The organism is Streptantibioticus silvisoli (assembly GCF_027947535.2).
Lineage (GTDB): Bacteria > Actinomycetota > Actinomycetes > Streptomycetales > Streptomycetaceae > Streptantibioticus_C > Streptantibioticus_C silvisoli.
In genome coordinates this window covers 156528-170750 of record NZ_JAAGKO020000004.1, presented here as the reverse complement: position 1 = coordinate 170750, position 14223 = coordinate 156528, and the positions used below count along the sequence as shown (strand labels likewise).

Here is a 14223-nt window from a genome sequence, read left to right as displayed (position 1 = left end):
GGCCCGGGCGCCCCCGACGGACTTCCCGGGCCGCGCACGGCCCCCCGCCCGCTCCACGCGGACTCCGCGGAGCGCGGACCCGGCGCGGATCACGCGACGTAGATCACCGGACCGGGCGGCTGCGTGCGACCGGGGATTGCGGGTAATGTCGGAAGACCACGTAAGTTACTGCTTAGTAATCGCCATTCGGCGCGCCCCTGGCAGGGATGAGGAGCCCTCATGCAACTCGCCGCGATCATCGTGTCGCTGGTTCTCACGGCGGTGGGGGTGGCCCTCATCGGCCGCGCGGTCGGCAGGATCTACCGTTTCGTCAACCTCGGCAGCAAACTGCCCGAGGGTGCGCGCACCGGCGACCCGGTCAACCGGTCCAGGACCCTGGCCACCGAATTCGTCGGTCACACCAGGATGAACCGCTGGGGCGTCGTCGGCGTCGCCCACTGGTTCGTGGCCGTCGGCTTCCTCACCCTCGGTCTCACCATCATCAACGCCTACGGCCAGCTGTTCAAGGCGAACTGGCTCCTGCCGATCATCGGCGACTGGGTGCCGTACGAGTTCTACGTGGACTTCATCGCCCTGTTCACCACGCTCGGCATCCTGGTCCTGATGGCGATCCGCCTGATGAACCTGCCCTCCCGGGCCGGCCGCAAGTCCCGGTTCGCCGGCTCGGTGGCCTGGCAGGCGTACTTCGTCGAGTACGTGATCCTGGTGATCGGCCTCGCCATCCTCACCCTGCGCGGCCTGGAAGGCGCCATCCACGGCGTCAACCACTACGAGGCGTCGTACTGGGCGTCGTACCCGCTGGTCGCCGCGTTCCACGGCCTCAGCGTCGGCACCCTGCAGAACCTCGTGTACTTGGTCGCGATGATCAAGCTCGGCGTCACCATGGGCTGGGCCATCACCGTCGGCCTCAACACGAACATGGGCGTCGCCTGGCACCGGTTCCTAGCGTTCTTCAACATCTACTTCAAGCGCGAGGCGTCCGGCGCCGTCGCGCTCGGCGCGCTCCAGCCGATGATCTCCGACGGCAGGCCGATCGACTTCGAGGACCCGGGCGAGGACGACCAGTTCGGCGTCTCCCAGGTCGAGCACTTCTCCTGGAAGGGCATCCTCGACTTCTCCACCTGCACCGAGTGCGGCCGCTGCCAGTCGCAGTGCCCCGCGTGGAACACCGGCAAGCCGCTGTCGCCGAAGCTGCTCATCATGAGCCTGCGCGAGCACGCGCACGCCAAGGCGCCGTACCTGCTGGCCGGCGGCGGCAAGAACGCGGAGGGCGAGGAGAAGGCCACCGAGGAGCAGCTGGCCGGCGTCCCGGCCGCCGCACTGGCCGAGGCCGAGCGCCCGCTGATCGGCACGCTGGAGGAGAACGGCGTCATCGACCCGGACGTGCTGTGGTCGTGCACCACGTGCGGCGCCTGCGTCGAGCAGTGCCCGGTCGACATCGAGCACATCGACCACATCGTCGACATGCGGCGCTACCAGGTGATGATCGAGTCGTCGTTCCCGTCCGAGGCGGGCACGATGCTGAAGAACCTGGAGAAGAAGGGCAACCCCTGGGGCCTGCCGAAGAAGCAGCGGCTGGCCTGGGTCAAGGAGGTCGGCTTCGAGGTGCCGGTCGTCGGCGAGGACATCGAGGACCTCACCGAAACGGAGTACCTGTACTGGGTGGGCTGCGCCGGCTCCCTGGAGGACCGCGCCAAGAAGACCACCAAGGCGTTCGCCGAGCTGCTGCACATCGCCGGCGTCTCCTTCGCCATCATGGGCGGCGAGGAGAACTGCACCGGTGACTCCGCCCGCCGCCTGGGCAACGAGTTCCTCTTCCAGCAGCTCGGCCAGGAGAACGTCGCCACGCTGAACATGGCGTTCGGCGAGGACGACGAGGACGAGTCGACGAAGCTCCCCGCGTCCCGCAAGAAGATCGTCGCCACCTGCCCGCACTGCTTCAACACACTGGCCAACGAGTACCCGCAGCTCGGCGGCGAGTACGAGGTCATCCACCACACCCAGCTGCTCCAGCACCTCATCGACGACGGCAAGCTGGTCCCGGTCACCCCGGTCGAGGGTCTGATCACCTACCACGACCCGTGCTACCTGGGCCGGCACAACAAGGTCTACACGCCGCCGCGCGAGATCATCGCCGCCGTCCCCGGCAACCGCACCGAGGAGATGCACCGCCACAAGGAACGCGGTTTCTGCTGCGGCGCGGGCGGTGCCCGGATGTGGATGGAAGAGCGCATCGGCAAGCGCATCAACAACGAACGCGTCGACGAGGCCCTGTCCCTCGACCCGGACATCATCTCCACCGCCTGCCCCTTCTGCCTGGTCATGCTGACCGACTCGGTCAACGGCAAGAAGAGCGACGGCAGCGCGAAGGAGTCCGTCCAGGTGGTCGACGTCGCCCAGCTGCTGCTCGACTCCGTCCGGACGGCACCGCCGGCCGGCGAGTCCGACGGCGAACCGGCCAACGCGCCGGAACCGGAACCGGCGAAGTAGCCGGACACGCGGCCCCACGCGAAACGGCCGGCGCCCTGGCGGGGGCGCCGGCCGTTCGTTGTTGCGCGGGCCGGTGTGATCATCCGATGCGTGTCACAGCTTCGCAGCAATGCCGCCCCGATGGCCCGGCCTCCCGCTCGAAGGTCCGTCAGGCCGGGTACGTTCGAGAGCGTGGCAGGATTCAGGATCGGACGCGGCGGCCCCGCGCAGCAGCAGCCCCAACCGCGACACCCCGGGCAGTATCCCGGCCCGCCGGCGGGTCGACCCCCGGCCCAGGACGACGCGCCGGGCCACACCCGCGCGTTCACCGTCAACGTCAACACGGACGGCGGCCACCAGGACCCGTACCAGGGTCAGGGGTACCAGGGTCAGGGTCAGGGGTACCAGGGCGGATACCAGGGCCAGGGGTACGCGAACCAGGGGTACCCGGCGCAGGGTCAGCAGGGGTACGGGTATCCGGGCCAGGGGTATCCGGACCAGGGTGATTATCAGGGCGGCGGTCCGGACGGTTACGGCGACGCGGACGGTGGCGTCAACACCTACCGGGCCGGTCAGCCGAGCGCGCCGCCGATGGGACCGCGCCTGCCGTGGCAGCAGTTGCTGACCGGGATCGTGGTCCGGCCCGGTCGGACGTTCTGGCAGATGCGCGACTACCAGGTCTGGGGTCCCGCGCTGCTGGTGACGTTCGGCTACGGACTGCTCGCCGTCTTCGGCTTCGACAGCGTGCGGTCCGACGTGCTCGGCGAGCCGATGTCGCAGAGCGTCCCGTGGGTGGTGGTCACCGCGGTCGCGGTGACACTGATGGGCCTGGTGATGGGCGCCGTCACGCACACCCTCGCCCGGCAGTTCGGCGGCGACGGCAACTGGGCGCCCACGATCGGCCTGGCCATGCTGGTCGCCTCGATCACCGACGCGCCGCGCCTGCTGTTCGCGCTCTTCCTCGGCGGCGGCAACGGATTCGTCGAGATCCTCGGCTGGGTCAGCTGGCTGGCCTGCGGTGCGCTGATGACGTCGATGGTCAGCAAGTCCCACGACCTGCCGTGGCCGAAGGCGCTGGGCGCCGCGTCGATCCAGCTGATCGCGCTGCTGGTGCTGTTCAAGCTGCCGACGTTGTAGAGGACGCCGCGGCGGGACGCACGGCCGCGGGCGTGGGCGTGGGCGTGGATGTGGGCGTGGGCGTGGCCGGCGGAGCCGTCGCGGGGGCGGCGGGGGCGGGTCAGACCTGGGTGCGGTGGAAGTTCAGGTAGGAACGGGACGGCGTGGGGCCGCGCTGGCCCTGGTAGCGCGATCCGTGGCGCCCGGAACCGTAGGGGAACTCCGCGGGCGAGGTGAGGCGGAACAGGCAGAGCTGGCCGATCTTCATACCGGGCCACAGCTTCATGGGGAGCGTGGCCACGTTGGACAGCTCCAGCGTGACGTGCCCGGAGAAGCCGGGGTCGATGAAGCCGGCGGTCGAGTGCGTCAGCAGTCCGAGCCGCCCGAGCGAGCTCTTGCCCTCAAGCCGTGAGGCGACGTCGTCCGGGAGGGTGATGACCTCGTAGGTCGACGCGAGCACGAACTCGCCCGGGTGAAGGATGAACGGATCATCCCCCTGCGGCTCCACCAGCCGCGTCAACTCCGGCTGCTCGACCGCCGGATCGATGTGCGGGTAGCGGTGGTTCTCGAAGACTCTGAAGAACCGGTCCAGCCGTACGTCAATGCTCGACGGCTGGACCATCGACTCGTCGTACGGATCGATACGGACCCGTCCGGACTCGATTTCCGCCCGGATGTCCTTGTCAGAGAGAAGCACCTGATGAGGATACGTCCCCGGCCAGCCGCTCCAGGGCCACCGGCACCGAATGCCGCAACCGCGCGCACCGGGGACACCGGATCAACCGCCCCGGGCCCAGCCGCTCCACCCCGAGATTCTGCAACGGGAACACCCCCGTGCTGAAGACATGCCCATCCGCACACCGCACCACCGTGCGCTCCATACGCGCTCCCCTTCCCCACCAGAGGCCAGAACGCACGCCACCCTAGGCGATCCCCACCCCCCACCCCACCAGCCACTCCGCCAACTCCGCCATGCGGTACAGTTACCCCACGCGACGGCATCCCCACTCAGCCGTTGTCTACGCGGGTGTAGTTTAATGGTAGAACATGAGCTTCCCAAGCTCAGAGCGCGGGTTCGATTCCCGTCACCCGCTCCACGCATCAGCCCCAGGTCAGCGACCTGGGGCTTTTTGTTGTCCGGGCCCGTTCAACGGCTCCTCTGCATCATCCGGCCGGAGCACTAACGAGTAGGTCGTGAGGAGCGCCCCGGACGCAGGTGGCGGGAGGCTGCCAAGCAGGAGGACAGCCACGTCGCCTCGACTTGAGCGATGATCATGCCGTCTACCGTGATCATCCCGTCCATCAGACCACCGACGATCGTTCCGTCCTTCACGCTGCCGACCCGTATCGAGTGATCGCCGACACGGAACATCCGCCAGTCCATGTCGCTGTGCCAGAGCCGGGCAGTCGTCTCACCTTTTCGCTGGGCGAAGACGAGTTCCTCGCCGAACTCGTTCACGAAGTAGCCGACATAGTCCTTTTCGGTTATCTCACCACCACACAGGCGGGCAAGAAGCCGTTCGATTGCAGGAGGGGTGTCATTCATGCCGGGAGCTCCTCGGAGGCATCGGGGTCCTGCCACGGCGACGAGAGCGCCAACATCCGTGCCGCCGAATCCAGCAGGGACTCGTACGTGATCACTTCTATGCGCGCCATATGAGTGTTGTAGGTGCGTAGAGTTTCCGCGATCTCTTGGGGCGTGACACTCCCCGTGGCGAACTGCGAGTGTCCGAGAACGACCGTCACCGAAGCTCTGCGGGTGTCGACACCGTGGTCGGCCAGAATCGCAGGGCGGTTCTCGTCCATCGCCCGGAGATAGTTCTGCGCCTGGGAGACCGCGCGATGCGCCGCAGCGCCCAGCATGAGATGACCACTACGTCGGATCACCAAGTCCTGGACGTTGGCTCGCTTGAGCTCAACCACGTGCAGGGATCCGTCACCACGCAGCAACGGGATGTCCAGAATGGTGTCCGCGGTGTACTGACGACGTGCCAGTTCACGCACATAGGCTCCACCGAAGATCTACTCCTGATTCTTGAGACAGGAGTGGAGGTCACTCTCGGAACTCTTGGGGTCGTCCACTGCGGTACGCAACGCCGCCAGGCCGGTTCGCCTCGCCTTCAGTTCAAGCAACTGGGCCAACAACGCCGCGTCAGCATCCGCCAGAACGTCGTTCATCATCCGCGCGGTCTCGGCGGAGGCCGGCCGGGGAATGTTCCGGAGAAGGATCTCCATATGCCCGATCTGCTGGAGTCGCCTCATGTCTCGGACGGACAACTGGATCCCACCCTCGCCGGTACCGAGGCCCAGATGATCAGCGGACTGCACGATGCCACGAAAGAGGTCCCGGGCCTCGGCGGCGGTCGCGTTGAGGTCTTCCTTGCACAGGACGTCCAGCACTGCGACTGCCTGGCCGGCGCCTATGGCAGCCATCCGCCGCATGTACTCCTCGCTGCTCTGCCGCGCCTCCTCGTCGTAGTAGTTCTCCAGAATTTCAAGGAAGAGCTCGCCTCCCGCATACGCGGCGAAGTGCTGAAAGCGCCGGGCAAGCTCGAAGTCCTGGTAGAGGATGGCCTCCTGAGCGACATCCCTCCAAGGCATTCACCAGTGGCCTGCCCTTGCCATGTGTGAGGCGATCACCCATGAGGCGGAGCACCGCATCTATGCGCTCCTGCACGCCGGTCTGCTGGGTCAGCTCCCGTGCTGCCTCGACCAGACGCCGCAGCGTGGAGCCGGACCGGAATGTCGTCATGCGGTCCCCCCTGGAACCGGCCACCGACAACGACGCCTGGTCGCGATCCGGGTACGGAAGAGATGCAGCGACAGGTTCGCGGCCGCCCTCGGCGCCGGCTCCAGTACTCCGCCACGGGCACGGTCACGGCCGGGCAGGGCTCCCTGGAGGCTCTGCCGAGCCGCGCCGAGGGCCGGCCCGGCGAGGCGCCCGGCTCTCCGGACCCGCCGGCCTCCGGTGCGGTACCGGCGGTCAGTCCGTCAGCGGGGCATCTGGGCCGCGTGCTGGTCACGCAGGGCCGACCAGGCAGCTCGCTGCTCAGCAGGGTCCGTCGGCGGCACGTCGTGCCCGGCGCGGCGCAGGAGTTCCAGCGCGGTGGCCAGGAAGCCGACGGTCAGGGATCGCTCCACACCCTGGCCGGTGCGTCCGTAACGGGCCAACGCCCGCGTGCAGAAGGCCAGCAGAGCCGGGATGTCGATGGTTGCGTCCGCGTCGCCGGCGGCACAGCCGATGACGGACGGGACGCCAAGCAGCTCCGCGACGAGCACCTCGTGTCCGATGAACAGACGGGCGATGTCGGCGTCCGGCCGCCACAGGACCGCACCGGATTCCCCGCCGGCGCGGAACGCCACCGTTTCTCCCTCGGACGGCAAAGCCCGGGCGCCGCGAGCGGCTTGCTCTGCGGAAGCGGGGGGCAGATTTCCCGCGGCAAGCAGTGCGCGGGCGCGGTCGAAGACGAGAGTCCCCTCCATTTCCACAGCCCGCGCCGTGATGTCGTCTACGACCCGGCGCAGCACCTTCAGCCATTCGCGGCGGAAGACGGCCTCGGGTACCACAAGTCGGCTGCGTTGGTTGAGCAGGTCCGCAGGCCCCCAGTCGAGGCTGTACCAACGGGAATCGATGGTCAGATCCTCCCCCTGCCGGGTGATCCACCATTCGACCTGGAACGCGGACGGTCCCCAATAGACGTGTACACGCTCTTCCGTTCCCTCCGCCAGGGTCTCCAGCATGATGACGATGTCGTCGACGAGTACCTGCACGTCCTCGCTGTAGACGAGCGACACCGGCAGGCCATTCCAGGAGAGGATCATTCGTTCGGTGTCGTCCGGGTACATCTGCCGCATGGCACCGTCGATGTCGTCCACCACGTCGGAGATATCGACGGTCTCCGGTGAACCCGTCTGAATCCAGAAATCCATGACCAGCCTATTTGGTGTAGGGATACGCGTGGACCGTACCATTCGGACGGACCTTGACGTACAGTGCGTTGGGTTTCTGCATCGTTCCATCCGGCATGTATTCGATGCAATCGTTGTCCGGGGGGAGATCGAAGAATCCCTGCTTGCCGGGGCCGAGTTCAGCACCCTTCCGGACTGCGAAGTCCACATCCGCGGGGCTGCCGAAACGCCCCTGCGGATTACCCGTTTTCTTGACCCGTTGCGGTCCCTCGTTCCAGTCAATTCCGTGTGTTTTCCCCGACAGGGCTTCCCCCTCGGGCTTGTATGTCTTCCCATCTACGGTGACTCCCTTGCGGACCTCCGCGATCTGCTTATTGCGGCTCAGACCCGAGAGGTCCGACTTCCGCTGGGTATAGGAGGCCAGGTCCTCCTCGGAAGTCGGCTTCGGCTGTCCCTTCGCCGCCCCGTCCCAGTCGCCCTCGCCGCCCCCAGCGCCCCCGCCACCATCGGACGTCATGTTGACGCGGTCCGGGCCGGTCGCGTCCATGGCCAGCCTGCCACCACCGGCCGCGATGAGCCCTACCCCGCCAGCGATGGCGGAGGCCGAGACCACTCCGGCCGGAACGCCGAGGAGAGCACCGACCCCAGTGGCGTCCAGGACGGCGCCCCCGATCTCGCCGCCGGCGCCCAGCGTGGCCAGCCCGACCCCGGCGAGCACCTCGCCCACCGCGTCGGCGTCATGCAGCATCGCGTTGCCGAGCGACGCCAGGTCGGACAGGGCCTGTTCGCCTACGTTCCCCAGGAACTCCCCGGTGTCCGACAGGATCGTGCCGGTGGTGTCCTTCACCTTGTCCCAGGTGCTGTCGTGCATCCCGTCGTGTGTGATCGCCCGGTGAATGCGTGCTGCGGCGGCGCCGGCAGCCTGGTCCCGTACCTGCTTGGCCGACGCCAACAGCGTCTTCGCAGCGCTCAGCGACGACGAAGCCGCTTCCTGCTTCCTACGCGCCGCCGTGGCGTCCGGATCGTCCTTCGGTGTGTGCGGCGGCAGCGCCTTGAGGCGGTTGCCCGCCGCCTTGTGCTCGGCGTCGGCTGTCTGCGCGTCCCGCAGCGCCTTGAGCGATATGGCCTGCGCGTGCGCCAGCGCGCTCGCCCAGTCGCCGTCGCTGCCCTCCCGCACCACGACGCCCACGGCTCGGGCCGCGACGTCATAACGGTGGAACGCCTTCCGTAGATCACCGACCGCGTCGTGCGCGGCGTCCCGGAACCGGTCGGCGGCGTCGGAATTCCACGACTCGACCGAGGCCAGCGCCTGTATCTCTCCGGTTTCCCGCTGTATGTCGTCGGCGGTGTCACGCAGCGTCAGCCCGAGCAGTGCCAACCCCTCGGGATCACCGGGTACCGGATCGCCGTCCTCTCCGAGCACGGCCCATTCATGCGCGGGCGGACGACGGCTCACTTGTACCCGCCGCCGTGCGCCCTTGCCGTGTCCTGCTTGCGCAGTGCGGTGGCCAGTTGGGCATCGACACCCTCGTACGAGTCGGCCGCATCCTCCGTGATCACGCCGAGGGTCCGGATCTTGTCAGCCAAGTGCTTCCGGTGGATGCGCCAGTTGTCACCGAAGTCGTGGAAGGCGGAAGCGATGCGGGCGTCCCCCAGTTCGCCGACCGAATATCCATCGGCTGGATTCGACCTGTTGGTGAACTCGTCGTAGATCCGCTGCAACGCCTTTGAACACTCGCGCAGCCGCCGTGTGTCGGCCTTGAGATCGCTCATGCCGGCTCCATCCCCCTGAGAACACCTTGATGACAGGATATTAGGAGGATCGGCGGCTATCCGCTGGTGACTTCTCGCTCCGAGAGCGGTCGGCAAGCTCCGCAAGCCTCCTTCACGATCGCCCGGGTGCCCGTCCGGCGTTCCGGGGCCGCGCTGACGCGGGTCTCCCGCTTCAGGTAGCCGGAACGGTTCCCGGATCCGGCGAAGACGACCCGTACATCGTCCAGAATCGCAGCGAGTTCCACCACGACGAGCAGGTCTCCAGCGTCGGGAAAGGGGGTCAGGCATGGCGCAGAACTAGGCCCGCACGGGACAAGCAGACTGATACGCAGCGCAGGGTGCAAAGACCCGGCGTCACAGCAATCAGCAGAGCACCGGCACCGGCACCGACCCGTCCTCGTCGAGACGCCCGAACTGCTCGGCCCCATTGCCGAGCCGTCCCAGTGGCGACTTCGGCTTTCCGTTCCGGCTGGACCCTGATGCGGACGTCATCAGCCTCAGCCGCCAGCACACCGAAGGCCGCGTCCCAGGTTGGCGGGCGGGCGGCGCCACCGCACGTGTGCCGACGGGCGGCTGGGCGGCTGCGCGTCCCGGGTGAACCGTTTCCGCCGACCGCGGGGGGCGCCGAGCGGGATCCCGCACAGGGCCTTCTCCATGCAGGGGTCGTACAGGCCGGCGGCGCCGCGAACTTCTCCGCGTTCGTCCGGAAGGCGACGTGCTCGGGATCGGAATGATCGGGGGGCGGGCGGTGTTCGGCTGTGCGTGGGTGTCGTGGACGAGAGAGGGGTGCTGTGCCGTTGAGTTCGGAGCCGTTGCGGAAGCTGGGGTTCTTGACGATCGGGCTGTTCGACGGGGCCGATCCGCGCCGGGGGCACGAGTCGACGCTGGAGATCATCGAACTGGGGGAGCGGCTGGGGTTCGACAGTGCCTGGGTGCGGCACCGGCATCTGCAGTACGGGATCTCCTCCCCCACCGCGGTCCTCGCGGCGGCCACCCAGCGCACCAGCCGTATCGAACTGGGCACCGCGGTCATACCGGTGGGCTGGGAGAACCCGCTGCGGCTGGCCGAGGACCTGGCGACCGTCGACATCCTGTCCGGCGGGCGGCTGAACCCCGGGGTCAGCGTCCGGCCGCCGATGAACTACGACCGGGTCAAGCACGCGCTCTACCCCGACACCGCCGGCATCGAGGACTTCGGCTACGAACGGGTGCGGCGGCTGCTGGACTTCGTGCGCGGCGAACCCGCCAGCGACTTCAGCGGCGTCCAGGGCTTCGAGGTGTTCTCCGACCGCGTCCAGCCGCACTCCCCGGGCCTCGGCGGCCGTATGTGGTACGGCGCGGCGAGCCTCGGTTCGGCCCGGTGGGCGGGTGAGCACGGCATGAACCTGCTGACCAGCAGCGTCGTGAAGGCGGAGGCGGAGGCGGAGGCGGAGATACCGGGGCCGCCGGGGTCACCGGACTTCGCCGGCATCCAGCTCTCGCACATCCGCGCCTTCCGCGCCCGCCACCCCGACGGCGACCGGGCCCGCGTCTCGCAGGGACTCGTCGTCATCCCGACCGACAGCGCCACGCCGCGGCAGCGCGCGAAGTACGAGGAGTACGCCCGCGAGCGCACCCCGCGCACCGCCGGACCGCAGGGGCCGGGCCGCCTGCTGTTCGCCCCCGACCTCGTCGGGCCCTCCGCGCGGATCGCCGAGCAACTGCACGCGCACGCCGCCTTCCGGGAGGTCGACGAGGTCGCGTTCGCGCTGCCCTTCACCTTCGACCACGAGGACTACGTCCAGATCCTCACCGACATCGCCACGGGGCTCGGCCCGGCCCTGGGCTGGCGGCCCAGCGTCTGACCCCGGGCACCCCGACTCCCGCCGCCGGCAACGGCGTTGGCCCGGTCCCGCCGTCCGTACCACGCGGCCGGGCCGGGGCCGGCCGGTGTCAGCCCGCCTGCGGGGAGGACTCCTCGGTGTCGCCGGCCTCGAAGGCGGCGTAGGGGTGGACGAAGCTGTCCTGGGTGAAGGGGGTGAACCAGTCGTTGACGTCGGTGGTGCGGGCGGGGTCGGCCGCCTCGTCGGTGCCGTCGGCCTCAGCGGTGCCGTCGTTGCCGGCGGTGCCGTCGTTGCCGGCGGGGTCGTCGGGTCCGGCGGGGTCGTCCTCATCATCGAGGTCGTCGAGGTCGTCGAGGGTGGGGTCGTAGAGCCACTCGTGGTCGGAGTCCTCGTACACGTGGTCGGCGAAGACCTGCCAGGCGCGGCTGACGTCGTCGTCGAGCAGGCCGTAGAGGTCGGCGGTCACCTCGGCCTGGTTGAGCAGGATGCGGGTGAGCAGTTCCTCCGCGAGGCAGCTCAACTCACCGAAGCCGGGCTGGTGGAAGCGGCCGGTGAGCATGACGGCGGCCACCGCCAGGCGCCGGGAGAACAGCACGGTGTACTGCGCGGCGAACTGCTGCGGCAGGTCGTCGAGGATCATGAACACCCCGTCGCTCTCGCCGACGTTGGGGCCGTCCTCCTCCAACGTGGCCAGATCCGCGAAGAGTTCGTCCACCAGGATCTCGCTGACGTAGACCAGCGCGCCGGCGGCGACCTCGGCGGTCTCGCGGTTGACGATCCGGACGGCCTCGTTGTCGGTGTACCCGAAGCAGGCCAGCGGGAACGCGGCCAGCCGCGGGGCGAGGGAGCGGAGCTTGAGCCGCATCGTCTCGACGTCGGTGGCGTCGCGGCCCGGCTCACCGGCCGGCCTGGACAGCGCGTGCAGCCGGGCGCGTTCGGCCGGGTCGGCGGGTGGCGCGTCGGGTCCGTCGGCCGCGTCGAGGCTCTCCTGCGCGGAATCCGGCTGGAGTTCGACCTCGCACTTGGCGATCTCCCAGTCGGCCAGCAGCTCCGACAGCTCCAGGACCTCGCTGATCACGCCGTGGACGGCGTCCTCGGCGAACTCCAGCGCCGGGGCGTCGGCGAAGACCTTCAGCAGCGCGCCGCCGGGGTGAACGGCGATGACGTGCTCCTCGATCCCCACCTCCATCCCGTCCGGCCCCTCGATCGCCTCGATCGACTCCAGGCCGGACTTGAGCAGGTGGACGACGCCCTCACGCTGGAGGGCGTCCAGGTCGGAAGCGCCTTCGGGGGTACTGACCCCCACGGTTACGACGTATGTCACCCGTTCATCGTGCCTCACGCCCGGCCCGGTGGACCCCGGAACGGGCCACCTCGTCCCCGCGTCGCGCCAACGGGGACCGCGCGGCGGGGTCCGCGCCGCGGGGGCGGTGGGGTCCGCCCCGCGAGGGCGCTGGGGCGGGGCGTCCGCGCGGCGGGACGGCGAGGCGGCGGGTCCGGGCGGCGAGGCGGTGAAGCGGCGGGTCCGGGCACGGCCTCCGGCGGGAGGCCGTCACGCCGCCGGGGTGGAAGGGCCGCCGGCGGTGCCGCGGTGGCGGCGGTGCCCGGTGAACCACAGGCGGCGGCCGCGGGCGGGGTCGGAGGTGCGGGTGGTGTCGACGGTGAGGTTCAGCCGGGTGCCGGAGCCGTCGGGGGCCGCCGGGTGACTGGACTGCTCGGTGGCCTCGAAGGCGTCACGCAGCACTTCCGCGACCCGCCGGGCCACGTCCGGCGTGGCGGCGGTGACCACGACCTCGGCGAGACCGGGGGCCGGGAGGGCGGAGTGATCACTCATGGGTTCCTCCCTTTCGGGCTTCTGGTCTTCTGGCCTTCTGGCCTTCTGGCCTTCTGGTGTCCCGCTTCGGGCTTCGGGCTTCGGGCGAGGCGGTCGGGCCTTCCCGCTTCCCCCGGTTCGGCCTTCCCGCTTCCCCCGGTCCGACCCCTCCCCCTTCCCGCGGTCGAGGCGTCCCGGGCCGCTCATGCCGTTCGTACGCGCAGCGGCGCGCCGGCGTCGTGCAGGTGGCGCAGGGCCTGCGCGTAGGAGGCGATGAGGCCGGCCTCGGTGTAGGCGATGCCCAGCTCGGCGCAGTACGCGCGGACGATGACGCGGGCGCGGCGCAGGTGGGGGGTGGGCATGCTGGGGAAGAGGTGGTGTTCGATCTGGTGGTTGAGGCCGCCGAGCACGACCTCCAGGAGCAGTCCGCCGCGCACGTTGCGCGAGGTCAGCACCTGGCGCCGCAGGAAGTCCGGTCGTTCGTCGGCCCCGGTGATCGTCGGCATGCCCTTGTGGTTCGGGGCGAACGTGCACCCCATGTACACGCCGAACACCATCTGGTGAACGGCGAGGAACGCCAGCGCCTGCCAGGGGGTGAGCACCAGCAGCAGCGCGGCCAGGTAGACGGCGACGTGCACGCACAGCAACACGCCCTCCAGGCCGCGGAGCTTGATCGCGGAGCCGCGCCGGAAGACCGCCCGCGCACCGGCGAAGTGCAGGTTGAAGCCTTCGAGGGTGAGCAGCGGGAAGAACCAGAACGCCTGGCGGGCGCCGATGAACCGGGCCAGTCCGCCGACCCGCTCGGCCTGCCCCCGCGACCAGACGAAGACGTACGGGTCGACGTCGGGGTCGAGGTCCTCGTGGTTGGGGTTGGCGTGGTGGCGGGTGTGCTTGTCCTGCCACCAGCCGTAACTCATGCCGACGCCCAGGTTCCCGGCGATCCGTCCGGCTGTCTCGCTGGGCCGGCGCAGCCGGAATACCTGGCGGTGCGCGAGGTCGTGCGCGACGAGGGCGACCTGGGCGAACATCACGCCGAGTCCGGCCGCGATCAGCAGCTGCCACCAGGAGTGGCCGAGCACCGCGAAGGCGGTCCAGCCGGCCGCGTACAGCACGGCGACGCCGCCGATGCGCGCGGCGTAGTACCCCGGCCGGCGGCGCAGCAGGCCCGCGCCGACGATGCGGCGCGAGAGCACGGCGAAGTCGCTGCCCGGGGCGGTGGACGGGGGCGGGGGCGGTGCGGCCAGGGTGGCCAGCGGCGGGGTGTCGGTGGGGGTCATGGCACGTGGCCCGTCCCCGGGCATGACGCCCGGCGTAGGTGGC

General features: G+C 69.4%; 14 protein-coding genes and 1 tRNA gene. 4 read left to right on the top strand and 11 right to left on the bottom strand.

Annotated elements, in window-relative coordinates:
* Window positions 1-219: 219 nt before the first annotated feature.
* Together POF43_RS04780 and POF43_RS04775 are read left to right on the top strand one after the other, a co-directional pair.
* Window positions 220-2490, top strand: a complete 2271-nt coding sequence (locus tag POF43_RS04780) for a (Fe-S)-binding protein (RefSeq protein ID WP_271323231.1) — start codon at window positions 220-222, stop codon at window positions 2488-2490.
* Window positions 2491-2661: 171 nt separating this feature from the next.
* A complete protein-coding gene (locus tag POF43_RS04775) occupies window positions 2662-3606 on the top strand; it encodes a Yip1 family protein (RefSeq protein ID WP_271323232.1) in 945 nt (314 codons plus the stop codon).
* Between the two features lie 100 nt (window positions 3607-3706).
* Here the strand turns inward: POF43_RS04775 and dcd are convergent, their stop codons facing one another.
* Window positions 3707-4282, bottom strand: coding sequence for a dCTP deaminase (gene dcd, locus POF43_RS04770; RefSeq protein WP_271318877.1), 576 nt, complete (start codon window positions 4280-4282; stop codon window positions 3707-3709).
* Window positions 4269-4466 (bottom strand): hypothetical protein, encoded by a 198-nt coding sequence (locus POF43_RS04765; RefSeq protein WP_271318878.1) that lies wholly within the window; start codon window positions 4464-4466, stop codon window positions 4269-4271. The genes dcd and POF43_RS04765 overlap by 14 nt, the downstream gene beginning before the upstream one ends.
* A 142-nt stretch (window positions 4467-4608) precedes the next feature.
* Here POF43_RS04765 and POF43_RS04760 point away from each other — a divergent pair.
* Window positions 4609-4682: transfer RNA gene (locus tag POF43_RS04760), tRNA-Gly, on the top strand.
* 83 nt (window positions 4683-4765) lie between these two features.
* Here the strand turns inward: POF43_RS04760 and POF43_RS04755 are convergent.
* The 6 genes from POF43_RS04755 to POF43_RS04730 form a co-directional block, all read right to left on the bottom strand.
* Window positions 4766-5131 (bottom strand): hypothetical protein, encoded by a 366-nt coding sequence (locus tag POF43_RS04755; RefSeq protein ID WP_271325433.1) that lies wholly within the window; start codon window positions 5129-5131, stop codon window positions 4766-4768.
* Window positions 5128-5589 (bottom strand): Shedu anti-phage system protein SduA domain-containing protein, encoded by a 462-nt coding sequence (locus POF43_RS04750; protein WP_271325434.1) that lies wholly within the window; start codon window positions 5587-5589, stop codon window positions 5128-5130. The genes POF43_RS04755 and POF43_RS04750 overlap by 4 nt, the downstream gene beginning before the upstream one ends.
* Before the next feature lie 18 nt (window positions 5590-5607).
* Window positions 5608-6186, bottom strand: coding sequence for a hypothetical protein (locus tag POF43_RS04745; protein ID WP_271325435.1), 579 nt, complete (start codon window positions 6184-6186; stop codon window positions 5608-5610).
* A 390-nt stretch (window positions 6187-6576) separates the two neighbouring features.
* Window positions 6577-7515, bottom strand: a complete 939-nt coding sequence (locus tag POF43_RS04740) for a DUF6086 family protein (protein WP_271325436.1) — start codon at window positions 7513-7515, stop codon at window positions 6577-6579.
* 7 nt (window positions 7516-7522) lie between these two features.
* Window positions 7523-8917, bottom strand: a complete 1395-nt coding sequence (locus tag POF43_RS04735) for a hypothetical protein (protein ID WP_282704421.1) — start codon at window positions 8915-8917, stop codon at window positions 7523-7525.
* Window positions 8918-8946: 29 nt separating this feature from the next.
* Complete coding sequence (locus tag POF43_RS04730; protein ID WP_271325167.1) at window positions 8947-9267, bottom strand: hypothetical protein; 321 nt, start codon at window positions 9265-9267, stop codon at window positions 8947-8949.
* 791 nt (window positions 9268-10058) lie between these two features.
* On the opposite strand from POF43_RS04730, the gene POF43_RS04725 reads away from it, so the two are divergent.
* Window positions 10059-11111 (top strand): LLM class flavin-dependent oxidoreductase, encoded by a 1053-nt coding sequence (locus tag POF43_RS04725; protein WP_271325166.1) that lies wholly within the window; start codon window positions 10059-10061, stop codon window positions 11109-11111.
* Window positions 11112-11199: 88 nt separating this feature from the next.
* Here the strand turns inward: POF43_RS04725 and POF43_RS04720 are convergent, their stop codons facing one another.
* From POF43_RS04720 to POF43_RS04710, 3 genes are all read right to left on the bottom strand, one after another.
* Window positions 11200-12414: a hypothetical protein gene (locus tag POF43_RS04720; RefSeq protein WP_271325165.1), complete on the bottom strand. Its 1215-nt coding sequence runs from the start codon at window positions 12412-12414 to the stop codon at window positions 11200-11202.
* A gap of 228 nt (window positions 12415-12642) precedes the next feature.
* The gene (locus POF43_RS04715) at window positions 12643-12924 is read right to left on the bottom strand and encodes a hypothetical protein (protein ID WP_271316915.1); all 282 of its coding nucleotides are present in this window, start codon (window positions 12922-12924) and stop codon (window positions 12643-12645) included.
* Between the two features lie 182 nt (window positions 12925-13106).
* On the bottom strand, window positions 13107-14180 hold the full coding sequence (locus POF43_RS04710) for a fatty acid desaturase family protein (protein WP_282698816.1): 1074 nt from the start codon (window positions 14178-14180) through the stop codon (window positions 13107-13109).
* Between the last annotated feature and the right edge of the window lie 43 nt (window positions 14181-14223).

Coding starts and splice junctions, on each gene's coding strand:
- POF43_RS04780 (WP_271323231.1), top strand. CDS start 220: ATGCAACTCGCCGCGATCATCGTGTCGCTGGTTCTCACGGCGGTGGGG.
- POF43_RS04765 (WP_271318878.1), bottom strand. CDS start 4,466: ATGGAGCGCACGGTGGTGCGGTGTGCGGATGGGCATGTCTTCAGCACG.
- POF43_RS04755 (WP_271325433.1), bottom strand. CDS start 5,131: ATGAATGACACCCCTCCTGCAATCGAACGGCTTCTTGCCCGCCTGTGT.
- POF43_RS04745 (WP_271325435.1), bottom strand. CDS start 6,186: ATGCCTTGGAGGGATGTCGCTCAGGAGGCCATCCTCTACCAGGACTTC.
- POF43_RS04740 (WP_271325436.1), bottom strand. CDS start 7,515: ATGGATTTCTGGATTCAGACGGGTTCACCGGAGACCGTCGATATCTCC.
- POF43_RS04730 (WP_271325167.1), bottom strand. CDS start 9,267: ATGAGCGATCTCAAGGCCGACACACGGCGGCTGCGCGAGTGTTCAAAG.
- POF43_RS04715 (WP_271316915.1), bottom strand. CDS start 12,924: ATGAGTGATCACTCCGCCCTCCCGGCCCCCGGTCTCGCCGAGGTCGTG.
- POF43_RS04710 (WP_282698816.1), bottom strand. CDS start 14,180: ATGACCCCCACCGACACCCCGCCGCTGGCCACCCTGGCCGCACCGCCC.